The organism is Muricauda sp. MAR_2010_75 (assembly GCF_000745185.1).
Taxonomy (GTDB): domain Bacteria; phylum Bacteroidota; class Bacteroidia; order Flavobacteriales; family Flavobacteriaceae; genus Flagellimonas.
On the sequence record NZ_JQNJ01000001.1, the window covers coordinates 3970990 to 3995044 of the forward strand.

Sequence of the window (24055 nt, forward strand, 5' to 3'; positions counted from 1 at the left end):
AATCTTATCGTCATGGCAAAGAAAACAGTAAATTATAAAAAAGAGAGCATAAAAAATCTTCCTAATAACAAGCCTGTGGTATATAAGATTACGACAGCAGGTGGGACAAATAACTACACTGGAACAGCAAAAAGAGGAAGGGTTCAAGAAAGAATCGGAGAACATCTAAATGAAATTCCAGGAGCAAAAGTGCAAATTGAACAAATGCCTTCAATTGAGGATGCTAGAAAAAAAGAAGTCAATATTATTAGAAGATCCCAGCCCAAGTATAACAAACAAGGAAAGTAAGATGCCAAAAAGAATGACAGTTTCGCAATACAATAACTATGTGCGAAAACTACAAAGAGAACAAAAGAAAGCCATTGATAACTATAACCGTCAAGTAAAGGATTATAATAAAAAAGTCAAAAAGTCAGTTGACGACTATAATCGTGAGGTAAATGCTTACAACCAACGGGTTAAGTCAAATCGGAGACGTCTTCAGACTGAACTGAACAAATTGAGCCGGATTTCTACGACTTCAAGATATACAGTTTACCAAAGTTCCGTTGTAACACTGAACACCTATTATGAGTATCTTGACCAAAAATCTGGTCATGGCAATCTTAGCGAGCGATATAATCGCTATGTAGATTTATCCGAAAGAGAAGCAGCCAATAGTGCAGAGGTATTTAACGCTTTGGTTGATTCAGAACAATACGACCTGGATTCTGGATTAAATACTTCCACCATAACAAGTGAACTAAATAGAATTTCATTGGATTTGCACAGTAGATGGCAAGGAGCAATATTTTCATTAAATCCGAGAAATCCTGATGCTGCTAGGCATTTCTGTACTAGTGCTAGAGAAATCATCACCCAAATACTTGAAATTAAGGCGCCAGACTCACATGTTATATCTTTACTTCCAGATTGCGATTTGACAGATAATGGAAAACCTACTCGACGATCCAAAATCAGATTTCTGCTTTCCCAGAAAAACTTGTTAGACAATGATTTCGAAAACTTCGTTGAAGAAGATATGTCAAATATAATTGAGTTATTCAGGTTATTTAATGACGGAACGCACGGTTCTTCAGGGACCTTTTCCTTAACACAGCTTTCAAAAATTAAGAAACGTGTTGAGGATGGGATCATATTTCTTTCCGAGATAGCCAATTAAAACTTATTGATCATAAATTTCACAGTCAATCTTTAAAGTGAGTAAATCGGTGAGTAATATAAATTTAATATCATTAAATTATTAATTATCAATAATTTATAATTTAAGTTCTTGTCCCTCTTCCTCCGCTGAGAGACACCATCTCAAAACAAGAAACCCTGTAAATAATTGATTTACGGGGTTTTATTTTACAGCACATTTTTCACCAAAAGGAGCTTCCAAAATCGTTTAAAGCATTTTTAATCAATCATTTACATTGTTTTGCTTGGTATTCTTCTACAACTCCAGCCTACCACAAAGCGTTACCATTCATCTATTTTTCATCCTATTCAAACTATAATAAGTTGAATAACTGTATATTAGTAATGAAATCATCTTAAATGGTTAACCAGCATAAAGGTGTAGTTCCCCAAGCAACCCCTTAAAAGACTGGACTATGACAGATAACAGTTATGCCAATTCCCTGCTTGAGGTTTCATTAATTACCAAGCTTCTTCCAGCCTCATGCTTTAATCACAAAAGTCTTAATTCAATAATCAGGAAATAGGTTGGTTCACTTGCAATCATAACCTAAATCCATAAAGCTATATGCATGAAAACCTTAAACATCTTCACCATTTTTTTATCCATGTTGCTGTTATCCGCCTGTGGCGACTCCAAAAAAAAGGAAAACACCACTTCGGCTTCAGACACTTCTGAAACGGAAGTAAAGGCACCAACAAGCAATTCAATAGATCTTGAACAACAAGGGGATTATACCCAGTTATACGCTCCAGGCGAGGATTGTAAACTAACTGCCTCTCAATTGGCCGTGGCTTTAGGGTACAGCGATGACCAAGTGGAAGAACAAAGTAACTATCAAGGTAGTTGTTGGTACAAAGTAACCCATCCGGGGAATTTCACGGTCAATTACGGGATAAACCTCGAAAAATGGGGAGACAAAAACATCATTGAAGATGAAATAAAAAGTGGACTAAAAAATGAGATGATCGATGTCAGCATAAGTGAGTCCGGTGATACCTATATAAAAAGACACCCTGTACAAGGCTTTTTGCTACTGCTGAACGCCAACTATGGGAACCCTATAAAAGTTAGTTATAGTTATTTGAACCCCGATGGTCCCAAACTCACCGACTCCCAAAGGGAAGAGCAGAAACAGAATACTTATAAAATTGCCAACTATCTTATTAATCACTATCAAAACTAAAGCTAAGATGAAACCATTGCAAAACATCCTGTTGTTCTGCCTCTTGTTTATTGGAGCATTCCAAGGATATGCCCAACCTTTCACCTTGAACAAAGCAATTCAACCTGTAGAACTAAAACTGATGGCTGATACCAGAACTGGACACGAAGGAGAACTGGGCATAGTTTATTTTAATCGATTGAAAGATTCCGCAATGTACCACTATGTCACGGGACACGACCTCTACAACTTTATTGACGTGTTGGTAACCAGTGTTGATGGCACTCCACTAAAGGTAAGTTTGGCAAAAGATAATTGGGAAGCAGTGCAGGCCGAACAAAATACTGCCCGTGCACAAGATGGGATGGTTGACTTTAAAATACGCACTTGGGGAAGTTTCGGAATAAAAGTGGAAACGGACCAACCCAACAACTCACTCTATAACATTACCGTATTGGCTAGCCCAGAAAAGAAAACCTATCTCGGCAGCGCCTTTAGAACCATCAATGAGGATGAAATGACATCCAATGGTGAAGCTCCTTCCAGTGAAGCTGGTGAGATGGGCGGTAATGGCGGAAAGACCAACTACCTGTTATATATTGCCCTTGGGGTTGCCTTATTGGTCATTGGTGTTTTGGCCGGTAAACTCATGGGTAGGAAAGGAAAAGGGACTACGGTAATTCTGGTGCTTCTATCATTAATGCCGTTATCAAGCTTTAGTCAGGATAGGGGTGCCGTGTTGACCATGGAAGAGTTTGAAAGCTGGAAAGAGGAACAGGATTCAAAACATGAAATGGTTATGCGTCAGTTGCAGGTTTTAGAAAGCGAGCGCAAAGCAGTGGATAAAGTTGTGGGCAATTTGGACAAGACCATCTCAACCATTAGGAAACAATGGGACAATGTAAAGTTACTTTATAATACCTACAATAATGGGCTGGGCAAATGCATCAGTTCAGCACCACCAGCACAAGCTCCTTCCATTCCTTCCATTTGCACCGATTTGTATTTTGATGACAATGGTGATATTTCAGAGGAGGAAGACCAAGGGTGTGCCTCATGTTTTCTGGAAGCGCGAAAGAAGTTTAACAATATGCGATACCAGTTTGAAAAGCTGGCCACTATCTATAAGTGTACCAAGGACTTTTCCAACGCCGCAATTTCTTTTGGGGATGATGTATCCGGCTTTACTCCCAGTGGTGTAGGCGGTATGGCATGGCAAACGCAAAGAAGAAATATTGAAAAGTCAGTAACAGAACTCGAACAGGCTTACGATAATAAATATGCCGAATTTCTTCAAAGTCTAGCCGATGCCATGATGGAACTCAACATCTGTGAAGCCAAGTATGGGGTTGAAGACTGGTATGACCGTTTTGGCTATATGTATTTTGAATTTATGAAAGACAAATATCAAAGAAACGACTGATGAAAGTGAAAAAAATAAAGTTTATCCCACTGATATTCATTAGTTTACTTATTTTCGGTAGCTGCAAATCTGTAAGCCCTGTAGTGTCCTCCACCAATACAGACATTATTGGGTCTTGGGAAGGCTGCGATGGACGTGTCGTTTCCTTTTATACCAACGAAAATGGAGAGATCGAAGGGCGTTATTCAAAGCTTGGGGGACTTGGAAGGTTCAAGTTTGCCGTGGATGAAATAGGCTTTTTTCTAACCCAGACAAGCACTGGCGTGTATACTGGAAAGGTGAAATGGAGAAACACTTCCGGAGCGGCAACCTGGAGGGATGAAACCATAGTGGTGGAAAACAATATTCTAAAAACATCGGGTTCTGATGCTTGTGGTAACGAAATGACAAGGGTTAAAACTATATGAGCCCTTCTTGCTGTCAATAAATCAACAAAAATTAAAAGCCCCTGTATTAGGGGCTTTTTTTAAGCTTCAGGCTTGATGAGCTTATTTCAATTTTACTTTCCAATACTACTCAACAAACCTAAAAACCTCTCCAAGAAAAATATTGGTAATTACATGTCGATAAGGGTGTAAGAATCACACCTTTTTTCATACCTTTTTCGCGCCAAACGAACGAAACCAAAAAAATGAGGCGTACGAAACTTTTGAATCTGGGCATCTTCCTTGGATTGCTCATTGCTTTTTCCTGTAAAAAAGAACCCCTTAAACCCTTAGAAACCCCAGTTGTAATTGAGTTGGACTCAGTCTACCTCAACCAAAAAGTCGCTGAGGCAGAAAAGATGGGCTCAATCCAATTGGCAGATGGGCTTCAACTTAGTCTTTGGGCGCCTGACACGCTGGCTCCAGACCCCATTGCCATGGATATTGATGCGCAGGGCCGTATCTTCTTTACCCGCACCAACCGCCAAAAAAATTCAGAGTTTGATATTCGTGGCTATCGGCATTGGATGACCGCTTCCAATAGTTTTAAAACGGTCACTGACCGCAAAGCTTTCCTGCATGAAACCTTTTCAACAGCTAAAAGTGAAGAAAATGCTTGGTTGTCCGACCTTAATGGAGATGGCAACCATGACTGGATGGATTTAGCCGTGGAAGAGGAAGAAATATGGCGATTGGAAGATGCAGACAATAATGGCGTTGCCGAAAAAGCAACTCGCGTTGTCCATGATTTTCATACTGTTGAAACCGATGTGGCCAACGCTTTGCTTGTAGATGACGAAACTCTTTTTGTGGGTATTGCACCAGATATGTGGCGTATGGAAGATACCAACGGTGACGAAGTCTTTGACACAAAGACTTCACTGGCAACGGGTTTTGGTGTTCATATTGGTTTTAGCGGTCACGGCATGTCCGGTGCAATCATGGGGCCCGATGGCAAACTCTATTGGGGTATTGGTGACATTGGGGCAAGCATCACTGATAAAGAAAGAAATCGATATCCATACCCCAACCAAGGGGTCATTGTACGCAGCAATCCAGATGGGTCCAATTTTGAGGTGTTTGCCCATGGCCTTCGGAATACACACGAATTTGTTTTTGACACGTATGGCAATATCATCTCTTCCGATAATGATGGCGACCATAGAGGAGAAAGTGAACGGTTGGTCCATATTGTTGAAGGTTCTGATGCCGGATGGCGTTCCAATTGGCAATATGGAAAGTATACTGACCCAAAAAACAATGGATATAGGGTTTGGATGGATGAAAAGTTCTTCCTCCCCCGATGGGAAGGACAAGCGGCACATATTATTCCCCCCATTATGAACTACCACAATGGTCCAACAGGAATGCTTTTTAATCCCGGGACAGCTTTGGGCTCAGATTGGGTGGACAAATTCTTCTTGGTTGAGTTTGTGGGCGACCCTGCCCTATCCCATATTTGGTCCTTCGATTTAAAACCAAAAGGAGCTTCGTTTGAGCTCAACTCAGAAACGGATGTGTTGAGCGGTATTTTGCCCACCGCCATCAAGTTTGGGCCAGATGGCGCCCTTTACGTTGCAGACTGGCTCAATGGCTGGGACACAAAAAATTCCGGACGGGTTTGGAAACTGGATGTTACCGATTCAGAAAACGATTTGGCCGAACAACGTGCCAAAACCCAAGAATGGATGACTACGGACTTTTCAGCATTGAGCAATGATGAACTGGTCGAATTACTACGCTATCCCGATATGCGTATCCGGCAAAAAGCACAATTTCAATTGGCCAAAAGTAGCTTTTGGGGCTATCGGAAATTGAAGCGGGTAGCTCAGGAAGATGACCATCAACTGGCACGAATCCATGCCATTTGGGGCATTGGCCAACTCGCGGCCAAAGAATTGGACAAAGCCGATGTTTTAGAGAACCTTTTGAACGACACGGATCAGGAGATTGTTGCCCAAAGCTTAAAAGTATTGGGAGACTTACGCTATACCGAAGGAAATTCCAAAATGATAAGCCTGTTAAAATCAGAGAGTCCCAGAGTACAGTTTTTTGCTGCCCAAGCATTGGGTCGCATTAAGGCGCAAAATGCCGTTCAGCCTTTATTGGATATGTTGGCGAAGAATGCCGATAAGGATGTTTACCTCCGTCACGCGGGGGTATTGGCCCTTTCACGAATTGGAGAGGTTGAGCCTTTGGTAAACTTGGCAAACAGTGAAAATCGTTCTCTGAAAATTGCAGCTGTCTTGGTTCTACGGAGAATGAAAAGCCTTCAAGTGGCCACCTTTTTAAAAGATGCCGATGAATATATCGTCACTGAAGCCGCCAGAGCCATCAATGACGACAAGGGGATTGAAAAAGCCCTTCCTGAGTTGGCGGCACTGTTGGAAAATCCAAAATCCAGTTCAGAACCGCTCATGCGACGCGTCATTAATGCTGCGCTTCGAGTCGGAGGTGAAAGACAGTTAGACCTTTTGATTCATTATGCCAAGAACAAAAGCGCTCCTCCCGTATTACGAGGAGAAGCCTTGGCCGCTTTGAGCACTTGGGCCTCACCTTCAGTTATGGATCGCGTAGATGGTCACCACTTGGGCGAAATATCACGCCCATTGGAACCTATTCAAAAGAAAATAAGCGGAAGTTTATCCGATTTCTTAAATGATGATAACCAAGAAGTATTGGTAGGTGGTTTAAAATTGGTGTCGTCCCTTCAATTGAAAGGACATGAAAACCGTTTGGTTCAACTCATGCGAAGTCATCCTTCACCCTTGGCAAGGTCAGAAGCCTTGAAGGCTTTGGGCAATGTAGGTTATGATCAACTGGCGCAGGTGATGCGTTTGGGCATGGGTGATGAAAATGCTCAAGTGAGACGAACCGCCGTTGGGTTGATAGGAGAACTTTCCCTTAGTAAAGATGAACTACCAGGTGTTGTAAATCCTATTTTTGACAAAGGTGGTATCGGTGAACAACAAGCTTTGCTGGAGGTCTTGTCAGAAATGCCAGTGGAAAAAAGTGAAGCTGTTCTTTTGAGTTTATTACAAAGGGCCGCACGTGGAAATATTGATGAAGCCGTTATGTTAGATTTGATTGAAGCCGCTTCAAATAGTGGTTCCGAAAAGCTCGGGAACCAACTCGCTGCACTACAAAATCAAGGCTATGGTACTGGAGCCTATACTGAAACCCTCCATGGTGGCAGTTGGTGGGACGGTCAAACTGTTTTTGTAAGTAATCCTACCGCCCAATGTGTACGTTGTCATGCATTAAAAGGTTCTGGCGGTAAAGTAGGTCCGGCTTTGGATGATATTGGAAACACCTTGTCTCGAGAACAAATTTTGGAAGCTTTGATTGAACCTTCAAAACGGATTGCTCCAGGCTATGGCAGCGTTACCTTGACATTGACCAACGGACAAGAGGTCACAGGGTTGTTGGAAGAAGAGAACGAAGAAGGTCTTATCCTTAGAACTTCAGACGCCGAACCGCTTGAAGTGGCACATTCCCGCATTCAGAGCAGGCGTAATTCTCCTTCAGGAATGCCGCCAATGGGAAAACTAATCAATAAACGCGAACTTCGGGATTTGATAGAATATCTGAGTAGTCTTAAGCTAGAGAAATAATGCAATAATTGCATTTAGTGGGTATGTCAAGTTCCACTATACGCCACAAACTCGGCCATAACATCTTCCATAATGGCATAAATGTCCACAGCAGAGACATTGGTACATAAGGAAATAATTGCCCCAGACTCAACATCGTATACAAATAGGGCGCGATACCCCCTAACACCGCCCAAGTGCCCCCATTGGGTTCTTCCCTGAAACGAAAAACGTTGCACACCCAGACCATATCCCGTCCAAACACCGTCGGTGAACGACACAAATGAGGTCATTTCGGTTTGGGATGTACTGGTTAAAACTTCATTGGTGGTATAGAGCTTTTTGGCCCATATTGCAATTTCATTGGGTGTTGCCACCAAAGCACCAGCAGCCCATCGTAAACTTTGGGCTTCTTGGTTTATCAAAAGAAAGTCAATATTGTCCTTGACCCCATCACCGTCCATGTCTGACCATCCGTCAGCCAGCGGTTCCGGGGCTTCTTCCTCTCCCAAAAAATAAAAAGACTGCAATCCAAGTGGGTTCCACAATCGGTCTCTAAGCACTTGACCAATTGTTTTTCCTTCAATGGACTCTATAATGATTCCTAAAACGATATAATTGGTATTTGAATATCCAAAATTCTGTCCCGCAGAAAAAACAGGCGCATCCACAAAGGTCTCCAAGATTTCGAGTGGGGTCCAACCGTCTGTATCACCAAACTCTGAAGAAGTAGGCGTATTGGGGTTTGCCAAATAATCAAAAATACCACTTTGATGGCGCAGTAACTGCCGCACAGTAATGTCTGGATCAATATTCTCAATTGACGGAAGCCAATTACTCAATGGATCATCCAGCGACAGTTTTTCCTCTTCAACCAATTGGAGCATAACCGCAGCTATTGCAGTTTTTGTGATACTGGCAATAGCAAACTTGGTGTTGACCGTAATGGGAGTGCCGGGGATAGCGTTGCCCGCAACCCCGTTCCAAACTGACTCACCGGGAATATGTACCGATACAGAGATTCCCTTTACATCATTTAAAACAGTTTCATTATCCAGGATGTTCCGAATTGAAACTTGTAAATCTTCAAAGGTGATTTGTGTATCTTCATTTTCCTTTGGGCTTGGACTTGGGTCACTGGAACAGGAAACGGTGATCAACAGTATTGTACATAGGAAAAGTAGTCTGGTTTTCATGACTGTGTGCTATTTGCACGAAATTACCCATCTTCATTTCTTCAATCGTAAAAAATAGGTTAACAAGTAGAATGTTTACTGCTTTTTATCGCCCAAATCAAAAAGTATACTAACTCTGGACAGGGGTTTTTGAGCCATCCGATGAAACCAGGATTCTTTATTCAAAGGCGTTATTCCCGTAGACTTTCCGAAATGCCGCTTAGAAAAATGGGTACTGTCTAAAACATCTCAAAAATTTCCGTAATGGGTTTTCGTACCTTTTTTCTGAATTGGGTATGGTCATCGGCTGACCGATACCCTACTGGCGCAATAATACTGGTACTCAACCCTCTTTCTTCCAACTTGAGAATCTTATTATAGTCCTCCCTGTCAAATCCTTCCATGGGGCAAGCATCAATCTTAAGTTCGGCACAGGCCGTCAATAAATTCGATAATGCCAAATAGGTCTGTTTTTCGGACCAGGCCTGCCATTCAGACCAATTCATCCGCGAAAGACTCTCTTTGATAAAATTTCTATAGCTGGTCAACTTTTCCAAGGTAGTACCTTGTATTTTGGCCGTTGAAGCAATATACGCATCCACGTCTTCTTCCCTGTGCTCCGTATAATTACAAAAAACAAAAAGGTGTGAAGCTTCCGTAACTTGGGATTGTCCCCATGAAAAGGGCAATAATTTTTCGCGTGTCTCCTTATCGGAAATCACCAAAACCTTATACAGTTGCAATCCGTATGACGATACAGATAGTTGTACGGCCTCTTTCAGTTTTTCCAAATCATTTTCGTTGACTTTTCTCGAAGAGTCAAACTTTTTTGTGGCATAACGCCATTTTAAACTTTCCAATAATCTCATAACCTATAAAATGTTCAATATTCTAATTTTTGTTCATCAAGAAAATCCCCAAAGCCATTGCAAATATGCCCAATGCCCTTTTAATGACAAGAGGTTCATTAGGGAGGCCAAACCATCCAAAGTGTCCGGCTACAGTGGCAAAAAGCAATTGTCCAAAAAGCCCCAGTGATATCATCGTCGATATACCCAGTTTGGGAATGGTATAATAGTATAGACAAATACCAATCACACTGAAAAATGCTCCAGAGAACCATAAATATGCAGGCACATTTCTGTAAAGACTGAAATCCATTGAAGACCTTGTCAATACCAAGACCAACAAGAGCGCAAATAATGCACTGAAAGCAAAGGCCACCAAAGAGGCCAGAATGGAACTTTTAAGCTGCACTCCCAATTGGGCATTGAGCCCTCCCTGCATGGCCAAGGAAACTCCACCCAAAATTGCCAGTAAAAAATAAATACCCTTGTCCATCTTTATGTATTTACCGCAAAACTAAGGTTGGAAAAACTGTGAAAAATTAACATAGCTTAATAAAATGGGAATTGGTCTATCCACTTATTAGTAAATCCATTTCAACATTCAACTTGTGGAGAATAGCAATCGACGCACATGATGTTTCCATTTGGGAAATTAACCTCTTGGAATATAATGGTAGTTTGTCTTTTGATTTTAAAAAGGTTTCCTCATCCGGCCATTGGGCATAGGCCATAAAAACACCATTTTCATCTTTATGCAATCGAGAACCAAGACTCATGGCGTGATCCAAAAATGCTTGGGTCAATTTAGCCCATACCTCTCTAAATTGTGGTTCTCTTCCTTGGATTACTTCAAATTTGTAAATAACAACATGCATTGCTAAATAGTTTTGTATTCCCTAACAAGCTACAAAGAATAGCTTTGCAAAACCCCGTGCTTTTTAAAGCCCATTTTGCTATAAATCCGCTCGCCGGCCTCAGAGGCGACCAAAAAAATTTGTTGACTTTCATTTTTTTGCGCAACCTGAATCAAGTGTTTGGTCATTATCTTTCCCAGTCCCCTACCCCTAAATTCGGGCAAAGTTCCAATCATGTGGATTCCAGCTACTTTGTCTTTATCCAAATAAACAATCCCGCAACTGCAATAAAAGTTCCCTAGCTTACCCAAAAACAGCTTAAACGATTGCCTTTTATGTAAAGGGGATATGGTCGTTTCCAAAACGGGATACCCAAAGGATTGGGATGCCACATCGGCAAAGATTCTTGCTTTTTCATCCGAATCCACTCGTTCTATTTGTGCAATGTAGGTTTCAGGCTCAAAGTTACCACCAGTCGCATCCATTGACATGGCCGCAACACTGGAAGTCAATACAAAACCTTGATTGAGCAACTGTGTTCCCATTTCTTCATCTTCATGAATGCCAACAGAATTGGGGATAACTTCTGCTCTTATTCCATCTTTTAGCGAATCGATATACAGTCCGCTAGTTTTTAGACCAAAGACTTTGCTGGGCCATGATTTTTGGTCTGGAGCTGTATAGTCATACTCCATGCCCTGATGAATAAATCCGCCCAACCTACCAATCTCTCTCCAAAATCTAAAAAGGTGTTCTACAATATGCTGGTTCATGACATCTTAGTTTTGAAGGTGTTCCGTTTCCATTTCTACCAACGTTGATACGAGCTCATTCAATTTTTCCCGAATGGAACGGGTTTCAACCTCCTTTTTTCCAACATCAAAATTTTCGGTAAAACTTCCCAAGGAATATTGCCCCACCAGATGTCCGCCCCATCGCCCAACCAATCCTGCCAATAGCTGCAAATGGGTTCGGCCACCAGTAACACCAGGGGATGTACTTAATAGAAGAATGGGCTTTTGACCAAAAAATTGCTGGTCGATCCTTGAAAGCCAATCAATGATGTTCTTCAGAAAAGCGGAGGGAAGTCCATTATGTTCCGGGGAAGCCAGTATAAATCCATCTGCTCCCGTAAAAATTTGAAAGAGCTTTTTGATTTTTTCTGGAATACCCATTTCTTCAATAGCTTGACTATAGATAGGTACGTTGAAGTCTTTCAGGTCCACAAACTCAATCCCTGCATCGGGAAATTCGGAAATGAGGTATCTAACAAATTTCTCATTGATTGAATCTGGATTGTTGCTGCCCGTAATGGCTATGATTTTTTTCATGCTGTACTGATTTAAAAATTTCAGTACAAACCTATTTCTTGTCCCAGAGAACAATCTTAAGGTGCCTTAAGAAAAACGCTTATTTTAATTTTTTTCTGAGTGCGCTTAAAAATTCCGGAGTGATGCCCAAATAGGAAGCAACCATGTATTGGGGCACCCGCTGTTCTATATTCCTATATTTTGATCGAAATTCCAAATAACGTTCCTCGGCGCTCTTGCTCATTGCGTTTAAGGTTCTATCTTGGAGCGATACGTAAGCTTTCTCGAACTTTAACCGATAAAAACGTTCCATGGCAGGAACTTTATCATATAGTTCATGCAAGGCATCCCTATGAATCTGAAGAACAACCGTGGGCTCCAGCGCCTGCACAAATTGTTTGGCGGGGGTTTGGGTGAGGTAACTGTAAAGATCGTTCACCCACCAGCCTTCAATTCCAAATTGAACCACATGTTCCTTTGCGGTTTCATCCATGTAATAGGCCCGTAAACACCCTTCCGCAATAAACTGCATATGGGAAGAGACATCGCCCGTAAAAAGGAGGATTTCTTTTTTTTTGAGCCTCAGTTCCTTAAAGCTATCCAAAACAGTCGTTTCTTCGGATGAACTCAATACAATGGTTTCCCTTAAATGCTCTAAAAGTTTTTCTTTGGGTTCCACAGGTTAATTTATTGGATTGACAGCTACCTATTTATAAAAAAAGAATCAACCAAAGTTAACTAAATCAAAATTTTACGACCAATCCGATGTATTACAAAAAACCCTAACAATGAATCTAAAATCAATCGTTGATCTGGCCCTAAAAGTTGTTCCTGCTGTTATCCTATTGCAGACTTTATTTTATAAGTTTTCCGCGGCACCAGAATCAGTATATATTTTTGAAACCTTGGGACTGGAACCTGTTGGGCGCATTGGCATTGGAATTCTTGAATTGATTACCGCTATTCTTATCTTGGTTCCCCGGACAACATGGCTGGGTGCCGTTCTAGGGCTGGGGCTAATGGCCGGTGCCATCTTTTCGCACCTTACCCAACTGGGCATTGTGGTTCAAAATGATGGGGGCACTTTGTTCATTTTGGCAATGGTCACCTTTATTTTCTGTGGTATCCTGGTTTGGATGAACCGTTACCAAATTCCAATACTCAAAAAACTTTTCTAACTATTTTCCAGAAATTGAGCTTATTGCTATAAGTCCTCCCTTGGCAACGAGAGGGATGCATATACTTTTTCCAAGATCTCAACCTTATCTGTAAGTACCACCAACTTATCGTTAGCCTCTATAACGGTGGACCCATTCGGTGTAAGGTAATTTCCATCACGCTCGATCATTGCAATGATGGCTTTCTTTGGAAAGTTAAGATTTACGATTTTCAATCCCGCTGCTGGGCAACCTTCCTCTATTTTTATTTCTTTCATAAGGGCTTTGGGGTGCTCGGAAAGCAATTCATCTGTTGGGGATAACGGCTTTACCCTTTCCGGGAGGCCAACATGTAACCATTTTGCCACAATGGACAAGGTGGTTCCCTGAATAAGCACCGAGGTGATGGATACAAAGAACACAATGTTGAATATTATACTTGCTTTATCTATTCCTGCTAAAAGCGGGTAGGTGGCAAATACAATAGGTACCGCTCCCCGTAACCCAACCCATGAAATATAGAACCTACGTCTCAGTTTCATTTTAAAGGGAATCAACGAGATAAAAACGGCCAAGGGTCGGGCCACAAAAATCAAAAAAAGTGCAATCAATAAACCTATCCCTATAAATGGAACAATCTCCGATGGAAAAACCAGTAGACCCAGTGTTAGGAAGAGAACAATTTCCATAAGCCAAGCCAGACCGTCAAACATACGCATGATGGTCTTTTTGTGAATCAGGTTTTGATTCCCCAAGTAGACCGAACAAATGTAAATGGCTAAAAACCCATTTCCGCCGATAAAATTCGTGGCAGAGAATGTAATGAACATCAAGGTAATCGTCAGTACAGGATACAGTCCCTCAAAGTCCAGCTTGATCCTGTTGATAATGATCTTGCTCAATTTGCCAAAAAGAAACCCCAGCACACCACCTATCACCATTTGTAAAAAGAAGAATGGAATAATGGAAAGTGCACTGTTTTCAGGATGCTGAACCAAGGATAAAAAAGCAATGGTAAGCACATAGGCCATGGGGTCATTACTCCCACTCTCCAACTCCAAGGTTGGTCTAAGATTTTTTTTGAGTGCAAGGTTTTTTCCCCTTAGTATTGAAAACACCGCTGCTGCATCCGTGGAAGAAACAATGGCACCCAGCAACAAACTTTCATATAGGCTAAAATCAGTGATCAGAAAAACAAAATAGCCCAGCCCCAATGCGGTAAGCAAAACCCCTAGGGTGGAAAGCATAATTCCCTCCTTTAAAACTGGCTTAACGGATTGCCAACTGGTATCCAAACCTCCGGAGAACAAAATAAAATTTAGGGAAACCACCCCCACGAACTGCGCAATATTTGGATTGTCAAAATTAATTCCCCCAATACCATCAGACCCGGCCAGCATACCAATGGTCAAGAACAACAGCAAGGTGGGAATCCCAAAGCGGTAGCTGGTCTTTCCGGCAATAATGCTTATCAGCAACAATATTGAGCCGACCAAAATGATATTTTCAATGGTTAAATCCATTCGTTATAGGTATACCAAAAGTATTTTGAAAGAATTGATGAAATGCACCACTAATTTTGGTAGATGGTATTTACTGTAGCGAAGGTAAATCAATTTGTGCTATCCGCAGCGGCATGAAATAAGCTGTGAACGATATTAAAAATCATTACAATCAAATTTAGATTTCTTTCCGTAAGTTGATTTTTTGTCGTTTATCGACATAAAAGTCCGTTTATCAGCATTTTGTCCACAATCATGCGTTAAATGACTAAAATTTTTTCGATGAAATGCACTTTTTATCCGTTAAAATCAAAAACCTATGAAAAATTCATAAGTATTCCCTGTAATTCTTTTTGATCTTTGTGATGTATTAACCCCCAAATCTAATATCATGACACGTTCAATCTTTTACAGCCTACTTGTTTCAGGAATGCTATTTTGCAGTGCAACTGCCAAGGCCCAAATGGCCAAAGACCTCGTCAGTACAACTTTGGATGGCAACCTATCCACTATTGATGGATATGTTCCCTCCATGACCATCACCAAAGATGGAAAAACAGCTTACTTCAGTAAGACATCCGAACAAAAGCCTTTATACGGAGTATTCTCCAAAAAAGAAATCGTACACGAAATCTACAGAGCCGAAAATATTAATGGTGAATGGAAAAACATCACTAAAATGGAGGTTTGCCCAAAATATGCCTCTGCCAAGCACCCAACTATCTCTGAGGACGGAAAGCGTTTGTTCTTCGCTTCCAACATGAAAGGGAGTTATGGGAAATATGATATTTATGTTGCTGATATCAAGGCCGATGGAAGCCTTGGAGTATCCAAAAACCTCGGCCCTAAGGTCAACACCAAGGAAGATGAGCTTTACCCAAGTCTTTACAATGGAACCCTGCTGTTCTTTGCTTCTGAAGGACGCGATGGCTTTGGCGGCTTGGACCTTTACGCTACCCAAGTTGTGCTGAACACCCTTACCCCTTCTGTAAACTTAGGGAACCATATCAACAGTGACAGTGATGACTATGCCATCCAGTTGAGCCCAGAAAAGGGATTGGGATTTGTAGTGAGCAACAGAGGTCAAAACCATACCATCTCGCAATACACCGTGGCCTATGGCAGCAGCAAAAAGAACCAAAATGAGTATGAGGATGTTGCTGACAATGGAGCCGTCCTTCAAACCGCAATGAATGATGGTGTGGAGTACACCAGTACTTCATTTGAAGATAAATAAGACATTAACAATTAATCGGTCAACCATACCTGAAGTGTCATTGATTCTGTTTCATAGCCGAGATCGAAACACACATGACCATGATAAGAAAGACAGGGGGAACTGACAGTCTATCATAGAAAGCGGGTTGTATTATTTCAATCTGACCGATTTTTTCAGCAGAAACAGGGTGCCACTAAAAGCACCCTGTTTTTTTATTCAATATTTTGATTATCAAATATTTATGGTTTACTCCACCCCTTTACAAGGTGATTGAAAGAATGCATTTGAACGAAAAAAGCTACAATTTCGTCTATTGCAGTAAAAAAATTTCTACTTTAATTCTTGAAATAATACAAACCCAAATCTTTTAGTCATGAAAAAAAAACTACAACTCTCGGAAAAAAGGGATTCCTAAAAATTACTTTCAACCTCATTTTAGGTAACCTACAACCTTTTCTAAACTTTATTTTTTGATGTGATTCCTTTGGGATCAGTGTCGGTATATTCAATTTTGATATACGCCACCGGTATTTCCGTATACCTACTTAGCGCGAAATATGCTTTCGGTCGGCTATTGTATCAACCTTGAAAATACTTCGAATGGAATACCTTTTGCCCTATTTGGGCGGAATGGAAGGCGAATTATGTAAAAGAGTCAGACCCCCAAATCTTTCTTATCATGAAAACTAACCCTTTACAAATAGCAATCATCGATAATGATGTGAGCTTGCATCCCATCTATAAATTTTATTTTGAAGATGTGATCACGTATGAATTGCACGGTATCTATAAATCTGTGCACGACCTATTGTCCAACTTTGGGCGCACCAATCCGGATATTGTGATTTCTGAAGTTTCCTTGGCCGGAATTTCCGGAATCGACGGACTGGAATACCTCCATAAAAAGAACGAAGACCTCAAGGTCTTGATGATGAGTAAAAAGAACGATTTTAAACTCATTAAGGAAGCCTTTAAAAAAGGTGCCAGTGGTTATTTGACCAAACCGTTGACCAAGGAGAGATTGTTCAATGCAGTTGAAGCACTTGACCAGCACGGCGTTGCATTGGAGCACGATTTAGTGAAAAAAATCATCAGTTCCTTCCAAATGAAGACCTTTGATTCCTTTTCGCGAAAGGAAAACCAAATCATTGAACTCCTTACCCAGGGATTTACCTACAAAATGATTGCGGACCGACTTTGTGTAACACCCAGTGCGGTGAATTTTCACATCCAGAACATTTACGTCAAACTAAATGTTAACTCAAAATCCGAAGCGTTGCAAAAGCTTCGGGAAATGGAAATGCGGCAACTGAATGCTGCATAATCCCAAAACCAGGCAAACAAAAAACCCTGACCGAAAGTCAGGGTTTTTTAATCTATCTATTTAGAAGTTTACTTAACCTCTTCAAAATCTATCCTTCGACTTCGCTCAGGACAGGCTACTTGACTTCTTCGAAGTCTACGTCCTCAACGTCATCGCCTTCTTTGGTATCGCCACTTGCCGAGCCTTCTGCTCCAGCAGTATCAGCCCCGTTAGCTTGAGCTGCATCGGCTTGTGCCTTGTACATTTCCTCAGAGGCCACCTTCCACGCTTCGTTGATTTTCTCCAAAGCAGGTTCAATAACGGCAACATCCTTGGTCTCGTAGGCTTTCTTCAATTCTTCCAAAGCATCTTCAATCGGTTTTTTCTTGTCATCGGACAATTTATCACCGAATTCCTTCAACTGCTTTTCAGTTTGGAAGATCATGGCATCGGCCTCATTCAATTTATCAGCGGTTTCCTTCGCTTTTTTATCCGCTTCGGCATTGGCTTCCGCTTCAGCTTTCATCTTTTTGATTTCTTCCTCGGTCAAACCGGAAGAAGCTTCAATACGAATATCCTGTGATTTACCGGTAGCTTTATCCGTTGCAGAAACCTTGATGATACCGTTGGCATCAATATCGAAGGTCACTTCAATTTGGGGAGTACCTCTTGGCGCTGGTGGAATTCCATCCAAGTGGAACCTACCAATAGTTTTGTTATCCGCTGCCATAGGACGCTCTCCTTGCAACACGTGGATTTCAACCGAAGGTTGATTGTCCGCCGCAGTGGAGAATACCTGTGACTTCTTGGTAGGAATAGTGGTGTTCGCCTCAATCAATTTGGTGAATACGCTTCCCATGGTCTCAATACCCAATGAAAGTGGGGTAACATCCAATAGAAGTACGTCTTTTACATCCCCTGTCAATACACCACCTTGGATAGCGGCTCCAATCGCTACAACCTCATCTGGGTTAACGCCTTTGGATGGTTTTTTACCGAAGAATTTCTCAACGGCCTCCTGTACCGCAGGGATACGGGTAGAACCACCTACCAAAATAATCTCGTCAATGTCACTTTTTGAAAGACCGGCCGATTTCAACGCCTTCTCACAAGGTTCAATAGTTCTTTTCACCAAGTCTTCAATCAATTGTTCAAACTTGGAACGTGATAGTGTCCGCACCAAGTGCTTCGGTCCTGAAGCCGTCGCGGTTACATAAGGCAGGTTGATTTCTGTCTGTGCAGAAGATGACAACTCAATTTTAGCCTTTTCAGCAGCTTCGCGCAAACGTTGAAGTGCCATGGCATCCTTACGAAGGTCCATATCCTCATCTTTCATGAACTCCTCGGCCAACCAGTCAATGATTTTTTGGTCAACATCGTCACCACCCAGGTGTGTGTCACCATCGGTTGACAATACTTCAAAAACACCGTCTCCCAATTCCAAAATGGAAACGTCGTGCGTACCACCACCAAAGTCAAATACCACAATCTTTTGGTCGGTATCTTTCTTATCAAGACCATAGGCCAAAGATGCCGCGGTTGGCTCGTTGATGATTCGCTCCACGGTAAGACCGGCAATTTCACCAGCTTCTTTGGTGGCCTGTCTTTGGGAATCGTTAAAGTAAGCAGGAACGGTGATGACCGCACGGGTTACATCCTGACCCAAGTAATCCTCGGCTGTTTTCTTCATTTTTTGAAGAATCATGGCCGAAAGTTCTTGAGGGGTATACAAACGACCATCGATATCCACACGTGGGGTATCATTGTCGCCTTTTGTAACCTTATAAGGAACTCGGTCCGCTTCTTTTTTGGATTCTGAGTATTTGTTACCCATGAACCGCTTGATCGAATAAATCGTTTTGTTTGGGTTGGTGACCGCTTGCCTTTTGGCGGGATCTCCCACCTTTATTTCTCCGCCTTCCACAAATGCAATTACAGAAGGAGTGGTGCGTTTACCTTCGGCGTTTGGAATTACCACAGGTTCGTTACCTTCCATTACAGAGACGCAGGAGTTGGTCGTACCCAAGTCTATACCTATAATTTTGCTCATCGTATCTAAAGTTATATCTGTTTACAGTTCTTTTTTAAGCTCGCACATAAAAGGTCAATGATTATGCCATGCGCCAGAATATGACAAGGTGTCAGCTATTTGGTCAAGATTGATAGGGAATTGGGCAAAATTGCAGGTATGTCACAGTAATTTTCTTTGTTGATTCCTTCTTTTCCAATTCCGATTTTATATGCTGGAGGTTGTTATATTTGAAACAGCAAATTGCAGCTATGGAATGTATTAGTGTGTTTGATATGCTTAAAATTGGTGTGGGGCCTTCCAGTTCCCATACCCTCGGCCCGTGGAGGGCGGCAGAGCGCTGGATAAGCGAATTGAAAGAGCAGGGTGTTTTTGACCAAGTCAAAGAAATCAAGGTGTATCTCTATGGTTCTCTTTCCTTGACCGGAAAAGGTCATGCCACGGATATTGCCGTGGTGATGGGATTGTTGGGCACTGACCCTGTCACTGTTCCAATTGAAAGCATTGGCGTCTCACTGGAACAACTTAAAACCAGTCAAAAATTGAACTTTGGGGGTGTTCGGGAAATTCCATTCGATTTCGGAACTGATATCATCTTCAAAAAAGAATTTTTACCCTTTCACTCCAATGCCATTCAATTTGAAGCACAATTGGCAAACGGCAAACTTGTCACAGAAACCTACTATTCCATTGGCGGTGGTTTTGTGGTAAAAGAAGAACTCATTCATGCCAAAGAAAACAAAGAGACCTTCAAGACTTTTCCACATCCCGTCAAAACTGGAAATGAATTGCTCCAACACTGTCTTGACCAAGGCAAATCCATTTCTGAGATTGTTTTGGAAAATGAACTTTCCCTGAGAACTGCTCAAGAAATTGATGAAGGCTTACATCAGATCTGGAATACCATGTTGGAATGCATGTATGTGGGCTGCCATACCGAAGGAAAACTCCCCGGTGGACTCAACGTGAAGCGTCGTGCTTTTGAGATGCACCAAAAATTGAAGGGGAACGTCCCCTACTCCAATCCACAGGAATGGTTGGAGAGTATCCGGGATACTGAAGTGAAATTCCGCCAAATCATTAAATGGGTCAGCTGTTTTGCGCTAAGTGTGAATGAGGTAAATGCCTCATTGGGAAGGGTTGTCACCGCGCCCACCAATGGAAGTGCCGGTGTTATCCCAGCCGTTTTGATGTACTATATGGTCATTGAAAACCACGATGCTGATTTTGATGATATCCGGCAGTTTTTATTGGTGGCCAGCGAAGTGGGCAGTATCTTTAAAAAAGGGGCCACCATTTCAGCAGCCATGGGTGGATGCCAAGCGGAAATTGGAGTTTCCTCGGCCATGGCAGCAGCGGGTTTGACCGAACTGATGGGTGGTTCTCCAGAACAGGTGTTGATTGCCGCTGAGATTGCCATGGAACACCATTTGGGGCTCACTTGCGACCCCATTGGAGGTTTGGTGCAGGTGCCCTGTATTGAGCGCAACGCTATGGGGGCCATAAAAGCCATCAATGCAGCAGAGCTTGCCTTGGATACGGACCCAAAAGAAGCCAAAGTCCCTTTGGACAAGGTGGTGAACACCATGTGGGAAACCGCCAAGGACATGAGCTCAAAATATAAAGAAACCTCAGAAGGAGGTCTAGCCGTAGGCGTATTTTTAAGTGACTGTTAATTGTATCAAATAGAATCAAAATCATGAAACACATTACTATCATATTGGGATGTCTTCTTTTTTCAACAACCATTCTTTCCCAAGAAATCAAACCGAAAGAGGTAAAAGCCATCATGAAAAAGGTTGCTGATTGGCAAATTGAGCACTATCGGGATGCCTTTACCTATGATTCGCCCCACCATCCATTGGACTGGACCAACGGAGCGCTTTACGTAGGCATGGCCAAATGGGCTGCCATGTCAGATAGGGACAAATATTACACCTGGCTCAAAACTGTCGGTGAGTTGAATAATTGGAAATTGCACGAGCGATTGTACCATGCTGATGACCATACCGTAGGGCAGTTTTACCTCGACCTTTTTAGAAAATATGGTGATGAAAAAATGTTGAAACCCACCCAAGAGCAGTTTGATTATATCTTATATCACCCGGCCAAAACCGCATTGACTTGGCAAAGTCCCTTTCATCAGTCCCGATGGAACTGGTGCGATGCCCTCTTCATGTCACCACCTGTATGGGCCAAACTGTATAAGATTACGGGGGAGAAAAAATATTTGGATTTCATGATGGATGAATTCAAGGCCACCACCGATTTTCTTTTTGACAAAGAGGAGAATTTGTACTACCGTGATGAAAGCTACATGGGCAAACTGGATAATGGCACTAAAATATTTTGGTCGCGAGGCAATGGATGGGTATTCGCTGGGTTGGTCAACATCATGAACGAGCTGGAACCCGGAAGTTCAGAACACCAATATTTCAAAGACATTTTTGAAAAAATGGCCGCCAAACTCCTGAAAATTCAAACGCCCGAAGGACATTGGGCCATGAGCCTGTTGGGTCAGGAATTTTATCCCACCCCGGAAACCAGTGGAACTTCTTTTTATGTGTTTGGTCTCGCTTGGGGTATCAACAACGGTGTTTTGGACAAAAAGACCTATGGCCCTGCCGTTGAAAAAGCTTGGAAGGCCCTGACTAGCTATATTACCCCGGAAGGTATGTTGGGCTATGTGCAGCCCATTGGTGCCGCTCCCGGAAAAGCATGGCCTGATAGAACCGAGGTCTATGGGACGGGTGCTTTTTTAAGCGCAGGAACCGAAGTTTACAAATTGTACAGTGGCGAGTGAAGCGGTATGATTTTTAAGGCATTGTTGAATCCAATCTTAATAAATCTGGATTTACATCGTTCTACTTCCACTATTTAACTTCAATTTTATGGAAAGCATAGAAATATTCAGCAGTAAGAAAAAGTCCTTTTTGTTATTGATAGGGTCTTTGATTTTTGTTGGTTTGGGCATATGGTTTATGCTTGAAGCCAACTCACTTTCCGATTCTTTACGAAAAAGCCCATTGCTGATAAGAGGTATCGGGGTGGTCTCCATTCTCTTTTTTGGATTGGGTATCTATGCGGGAATAAAGGGATTGATTGCTAATCGTCTCATGCTCATCATTAGCCCGAAAGGTTTAAATGTAGATCCCAGTAAATCTATGAGTGATTTTATTGGGTGGAATGAAATTCTTGGATTTAATGAAATTAACATCCACGGCACCAAAATCATAATCATAAACGTCGAAAATCCTACTTCTTGGGTGGAAAAAGAAGAGAATGCCCTTAGGAGACAATTGATGAAATACAATGTTGAAAATTACAACTCACCATTCAATATTTCTGCTAACGGTTTGCCCTTAAGCCATACCCAGTTGAAAGAAAAGCTGAATCTTTATTTCAATACCTATAAATCCTAAATGGAATTCTCCTGAAAGCAGTAGTCTACTCCTCCATACATCCTGCTTTTCCTCTAGTATCAATGAGGTAAATTATTTTCCATTCCCCATCAAAATCCACCAATTGAAAGGAGTTGATGCCACAATGACTGAATTCATCATTCAACCAAAACTCATATCCCACCCAAGCATTGGCCATGGTTCGGTCCACCTGAATGGAGAACGAAGTGAGTTTCTCCTGAAACTTGATGCTATCTGGGATACTGCAGATGGAGGTCAGGAATTTTGAAAACTCCTCTTCCCTGAAACGGGTCTTCCCCTCTTGGTCCTTTCCAGTGGTCTGGAGCACAACTTTATCGGCCACTGTGCTCTTGATGATACTGGAATCCTGTTTGTGAAATCCGTTAAAAAAAGTTTCAATGACCTGCTTTACTTGTTTTTGGGCATCAATTTCGGGAGGGTTGGGCCCTTGGGCATTGGCATTGCTGAATACGAAACAAAAAAATGCTAAACTGAATACAATTCTCATGATACTGTTGTTTTTTGATTGACCCCCAAATTAAACAAATCTGCTTACATTTAGCACATAAAATTGAACCGAATGTCTGTCGCCAAAAAAGAATACAAAAGGGTCACGGTGAAATCCTTGATTGAAATGAAACAAAGTGGTGAGAAAATTTCCATGCTCACCTCTTATGATTACTCCATGGCCAAAATTGTGGATGCCGCCAATGTAGATGTGATTCTGGTAGGGGACTCTGCCAGTAATGTCATTGCGGGGCATGAAACCACGCTTCCCATTACTTTGGATCAAATGATCTACCATGCAAGTTCCGTGGTTCGGGCGGCCAAAAGGGCTTTGGTGATAGTAGATATTCCCTTTGGAAGTTATCAAAGTGATTCCAAGGAGGCACTTCGTTCCGCTATACGAATCATGAAAGAAAGTGGTGCCCACGCCATAAAAGTGGAAGGTGGTACAGAAATCAAAGAGTCGGTAAGTCGGATTCTTCAAGCTGGCATTCCTGTAATGGGGCATTTGGGCCTTACGCCACAGTCCATTTATAAATTCGGAACTTACACCGTTCGTGCCAAGGAAGAAGAGGAAGCTGAAAAATTGAAATCAGATGCCAAACTATTGGAGGAATTGGGCTGTTTTGGAATCGTTTTGGAAAAAATACCGGCAAAATTGGCCCAAGAAGTGGCCGAAAGTGTTTCTATTCCGGTCATTGGCATTGGAGCTGGAAACGGAGTGGACGGACAGGTTTTGGTGGTTCATGATTTGTTGGGCATGACGCATGAGTTCCATCCCCGCTTTTTAAGAAGGTACATGAATCTCTATGATGATATGAGCGAAGCCATTTCACAATATGTGGATGATGTGAAGAGTCGGGATTTTCCCAATGATGATGAGTCTTACTAGATTGTTGGAATATTGGATTGTTAGATATTTTGATATCTTTCTTCTAAA

Annotated in this window: 23 protein-coding genes; 13 read left to right on the top strand and 10 right to left on the bottom strand. The window is 41.9% G+C overall.

Annotated elements, in window-relative coordinates; genetic code table 11:
- Window positions 1-12 precede the first annotated feature (12 nt).
- The 6 genes from FG28_RS20880 (at window position 13) to FG28_RS17920 (ending at window position 7810) form a co-directional block, all read left to right on the top strand.
- Window positions 13-288 carry a hypothetical protein gene (locus FG28_RS20880; RefSeq protein ID WP_036385309.1) on the top strand — a complete coding sequence of 92 codons (276 nt, stop codon included), beginning with the start codon at window positions 13-15 and terminating at the stop codon, window positions 286-288.
- Between the two features lies 1 nt (window position 289).
- Window positions 290-1162: a hypothetical protein gene (locus tag FG28_RS17900; protein WP_036385311.1), complete on the top strand. Its 873-nt coding sequence runs from the start codon at window positions 290-292 to the stop codon at window positions 1160-1162.
- A gap of 592 nt (window positions 1163-1754) precedes the next feature.
- Entirely contained in the window at window positions 1755-2369 is a 615-nt protein-coding gene (locus tag FG28_RS17905) for a hypothetical protein (RefSeq protein ID WP_036385313.1), read from the top strand.
- Between the two features lie 7 nt (window positions 2370-2376).
- Window positions 2377-3771, top strand: a complete 1395-nt coding sequence (locus FG28_RS17910; RefSeq protein ID WP_036385315.1) for a hypothetical protein — start codon at window positions 2377-2379, stop codon at window positions 3769-3771.
- Window positions 3771-4178, top strand: a complete 408-nt coding sequence (locus tag FG28_RS17915) for a hypothetical protein (protein ID WP_036385317.1) — start codon at window positions 3771-3773, stop codon at window positions 4176-4178. The genes FG28_RS17910 and FG28_RS17915 overlap by 1 nt, the downstream gene beginning before the upstream one ends.
- A gap of 224 nt (window positions 4179-4402) precedes the next feature.
- Window positions 4403-7810, top strand: a complete 3408-nt coding sequence (locus tag FG28_RS17920) for a PVC-type heme-binding CxxCH protein (protein ID WP_036385319.1) — start codon at window positions 4403-4405, stop codon at window positions 7808-7810.
- 26 nt (window positions 7811-7836) lie between these two features.
- Here FG28_RS17920 and FG28_RS20300 read toward each other — a convergent pair whose 3' ends face one another.
- The 7 genes from FG28_RS20300 to FG28_RS17955 all read right to left on the bottom strand — a co-directional run bounded on the left by FG28_RS20300 (window position 7837) and on the right by FG28_RS17955 (window position 12655).
- Window positions 7837-8985, bottom strand: coding sequence for a serine hydrolase (locus tag FG28_RS20300; protein ID WP_081894450.1), 1149 nt, complete (start codon window positions 8983-8985; stop codon window positions 7837-7839).
- A gap of 218 nt (window positions 8986-9203) precedes the next feature.
- A complete protein-coding gene (locus FG28_RS17930; RefSeq protein WP_036385321.1) occupies window positions 9204-9833 on the bottom strand; it encodes an NAD(P)H-dependent oxidoreductase in 630 nt (209 codons plus the stop codon).
- Window positions 9834-9855: 22 nt separating this feature from the next.
- The gene (locus FG28_RS17935) at window positions 9856-10305 is read right to left on the bottom strand and encodes a DMT family transporter (RefSeq protein WP_036385323.1); all 450 of its coding nucleotides are present in this window, start codon (window positions 10303-10305) and stop codon (window positions 9856-9858) included.
- Window positions 10306-10381: 76 nt separating this feature from the next.
- A complete protein-coding gene (locus tag FG28_RS20305; protein WP_051947470.1) occupies window positions 10382-10687 on the bottom strand; it encodes an antibiotic biosynthesis monooxygenase in 306 nt (101 codons plus the stop codon).
- Between the two features lie 29 nt (window positions 10688-10716).
- Window positions 10717-11439, bottom strand: a complete 723-nt coding sequence (locus FG28_RS17945; RefSeq protein ID WP_036385325.1) for a GNAT family N-acetyltransferase — start codon at window positions 11437-11439, stop codon at window positions 10717-10719.
- Between the two features lie 6 nt (window positions 11440-11445).
- A complete protein-coding gene (locus FG28_RS17950) occupies window positions 11446-11997 on the bottom strand; it encodes an NADPH-dependent FMN reductase (protein WP_036385327.1) in 552 nt (183 codons plus the stop codon).
- Between the two features lie 79 nt (window positions 11998-12076).
- A complete protein-coding gene (locus FG28_RS17955; protein ID WP_036385329.1) occupies window positions 12077-12655 on the bottom strand; it encodes a Crp/Fnr family transcriptional regulator in 579 nt (192 codons plus the stop codon).
- A 109-nt stretch (window positions 12656-12764) separates the two neighbouring features.
- Here FG28_RS17955 and FG28_RS17960 point away from each other — a divergent pair, with 109 nt between their 5' ends.
- Window positions 12765-13154, top strand: a complete 390-nt coding sequence (locus tag FG28_RS17960) for a DoxX family protein (protein ID WP_036385331.1) — start codon at window positions 12765-12767, stop codon at window positions 13152-13154.
- A 26-nt stretch (window positions 13155-13180) separates the two neighbouring features.
- On the opposite strand, the gene FG28_RS17965 is transcribed toward FG28_RS17960, so the two are convergent.
- On the bottom strand, window positions 13181-14656 hold the full coding sequence (locus FG28_RS17965; RefSeq protein WP_036385333.1) for a potassium/proton antiporter: 1476 nt from the start codon (window positions 14654-14656) through the stop codon (window positions 13181-13183).
- A 370-nt stretch (window positions 14657-15026) separates the two neighbouring features.
- Here FG28_RS17965 and FG28_RS17970 point away from each other — a divergent pair, with 370 nt between their 5' ends.
- Together FG28_RS17970 and FG28_RS17975 are read left to right on the top strand one after the other, a co-directional pair.
- Complete coding sequence (locus FG28_RS17970) at window positions 15027-15872, top strand: PD40 domain-containing protein (RefSeq protein WP_051947472.1); 846 nt, start codon at window positions 15027-15029, stop codon at window positions 15870-15872.
- A 661-nt stretch (window positions 15873-16533) separates the two neighbouring features.
- On the top strand, window positions 16534-17178 hold the full coding sequence (locus FG28_RS17975; RefSeq protein ID WP_036385335.1) for a response regulator transcription factor: 645 nt from the start codon (window positions 16534-16536) through the stop codon (window positions 17176-17178).
- 115 nt (window positions 17179-17293) lie between these two features.
- On the opposite strand, the gene dnaK is transcribed toward FG28_RS17975, so the two are convergent.
- Window positions 17294-19207 (bottom strand): molecular chaperone DnaK, encoded by a 1914-nt coding sequence (dnaK, locus tag FG28_RS17980; protein ID WP_036385336.1) that lies wholly within the window; start codon window positions 19205-19207, stop codon window positions 17294-17296.
- Window positions 19208-19437: 230 nt separating this feature from the next.
- On the opposite strand from dnaK, the gene FG28_RS17985 reads away from it, so the two are divergent.
- The 3 genes from FG28_RS17985 to FG28_RS17995 all read left to right on the top strand — a co-directional run bounded on the left by FG28_RS17985 (window position 19438) and on the right by FG28_RS17995 (window position 22608).
- Complete coding sequence (locus tag FG28_RS17985) at window positions 19438-20862, top strand: L-serine ammonia-lyase (protein WP_036385338.1); 1425 nt, start codon at window positions 19438-19440, stop codon at window positions 20860-20862.
- Window positions 20863-20885: 23 nt separating this feature from the next.
- Window positions 20886-21989 carry a glycoside hydrolase family 105 protein gene (locus FG28_RS17990; RefSeq protein WP_036385340.1) on the top strand — a complete coding sequence of 368 codons (1104 nt, stop codon included), beginning with the start codon at window positions 20886-20888 and terminating at the stop codon, window positions 21987-21989.
- A gap of 88 nt (window positions 21990-22077) precedes the next feature.
- The gene (locus FG28_RS17995; RefSeq protein WP_036385342.1) at window positions 22078-22608 is read left to right on the top strand and encodes an STM3941 family protein; all 531 of its coding nucleotides are present in this window, start codon (window positions 22078-22080) and stop codon (window positions 22606-22608) included.
- Between the two features lie 25 nt (window positions 22609-22633).
- On the opposite strand, the gene FG28_RS18000 is transcribed toward FG28_RS17995, so the two are convergent.
- Window positions 22634-23116, bottom strand: coding sequence for a nuclear transport factor 2 family protein (locus FG28_RS18000; RefSeq protein ID WP_036385343.1), 483 nt, complete (start codon window positions 23114-23116; stop codon window positions 22634-22636).
- Window positions 23117-23188: 72 nt separating this feature from the next.
- Here FG28_RS18000 and panB point away from each other — a divergent pair, with 72 nt between their 5' ends.
- Window positions 23189-24007 (top strand): 3-methyl-2-oxobutanoate hydroxymethyltransferase, encoded by an 819-nt coding sequence (gene panB / locus FG28_RS18005; protein ID WP_036385345.1) that lies wholly within the window; start codon window positions 23189-23191, stop codon window positions 24005-24007.
- The last annotated feature ends 48 nt before the right edge of the window (window positions 24008-24055 follow it).

Excerpts from the sequence above, each read along its gene's own strand:
- FG28_RS20880 (WP_036385309.1), top strand. The coding sequence starts at position 13 with ATGGCAAAGAAAACAGTAAATTATAAAAAAGAGAGCATAAAAAATCTT.
- FG28_RS17900 (WP_036385311.1), top strand. The coding sequence starts at position 290 with ATGCCAAAAAGAATGACAGTTTCGCAATACAATAACTATGTGCGAAAA.
- FG28_RS17905 (WP_036385313.1), top strand. The coding sequence starts at position 1,755 with ATGAAAACCTTAAACATCTTCACCATTTTTTTATCCATGTTGCTGTTA.
- FG28_RS17910 (WP_036385315.1), top strand. The coding sequence starts at position 2,377 with ATGAAACCATTGCAAAACATCCTGTTGTTCTGCCTCTTGTTTATTGGA.
- FG28_RS17915 (WP_036385317.1), top strand. The coding sequence starts at position 3,771 with ATGAAAGTGAAAAAAATAAAGTTTATCCCACTGATATTCATTAGTTTA.
- FG28_RS17920 (WP_036385319.1), top strand. The coding sequence starts at position 4,403 with ATGAGGCGTACGAAACTTTTGAATCTGGGCATCTTCCTTGGATTGCTC.
- FG28_RS20300 (WP_081894450.1), bottom strand. The coding sequence starts at position 8,985 with ATGAAAACCAGACTACTTTTCCTATGTACAATACTGTTGATCACCGTT.
- FG28_RS17930 (WP_036385321.1), bottom strand. The coding sequence starts at position 9,833 with ATGAGATTATTGGAAAGTTTAAAATGGCGTTATGCCACAAAAAAGTTT.
- FG28_RS17935 (WP_036385323.1), bottom strand. The coding sequence starts at position 10,305 with ATGGACAAGGGTATTTATTTTTTACTGGCAATTTTGGGTGGAGTTTCC.
- FG28_RS20305 (WP_051947470.1), bottom strand. The coding sequence starts at position 10,687 with ATGCATGTTGTTATTTACAAATTTGAAGTAATCCAAGGAAGAGAACCA.
- FG28_RS17945 (WP_036385325.1), bottom strand. The coding sequence starts at position 11,439 with ATGAACCAGCATATTGTAGAACACCTTTTTAGATTTTGGAGAGAGATT.
- FG28_RS17950 (WP_036385327.1), bottom strand. The coding sequence starts at position 11,997 with ATGAAAAAAATCATAGCCATTACGGGCAGCAACAATCCAGATTCAATC.
- FG28_RS17960 (WP_036385331.1), top strand. The coding sequence starts at position 12,765 with ATGAATCTAAAATCAATCGTTGATCTGGCCCTAAAAGTTGTTCCTGCT.
- FG28_RS17965 (WP_036385333.1), bottom strand. The coding sequence starts at position 14,656 with ATGGATTTAACCATTGAAAATATCATTTTGGTCGGCTCAATATTGTTG.
- FG28_RS17970 (WP_051947472.1), top strand. The coding sequence starts at position 15,027 with ATGACACGTTCAATCTTTTACAGCCTACTTGTTTCAGGAATGCTATTT.
- FG28_RS17975 (WP_036385335.1), top strand. The coding sequence starts at position 16,534 with ATGAAAACTAACCCTTTACAAATAGCAATCATCGATAATGATGTGAGC.
- dnaK (WP_036385336.1), bottom strand. The coding sequence starts at position 19,207 with ATGAGCAAAATTATAGGTATAGACTTGGGTACGACCAACTCCTGCGTC.
- FG28_RS17985 (WP_036385338.1), top strand. The coding sequence starts at position 19,438 with ATGGAATGTATTAGTGTGTTTGATATGCTTAAAATTGGTGTGGGGCCT.
- FG28_RS17990 (WP_036385340.1), top strand. The coding sequence starts at position 20,886 with ATGAAACACATTACTATCATATTGGGATGTCTTCTTTTTTCAACAACC.
- FG28_RS17995 (WP_036385342.1), top strand. The coding sequence starts at position 22,078 with ATGGAAAGCATAGAAATATTCAGCAGTAAGAAAAAGTCCTTTTTGTTA.
- FG28_RS18000 (WP_036385343.1), bottom strand. The coding sequence starts at position 23,116 with ATGAGAATTGTATTCAGTTTAGCATTTTTTTGTTTCGTATTCAGCAAT.
- panB (WP_036385345.1), top strand. The coding sequence starts at position 23,189 with ATGTCTGTCGCCAAAAAAGAATACAAAAGGGTCACGGTGAAATCCTTG.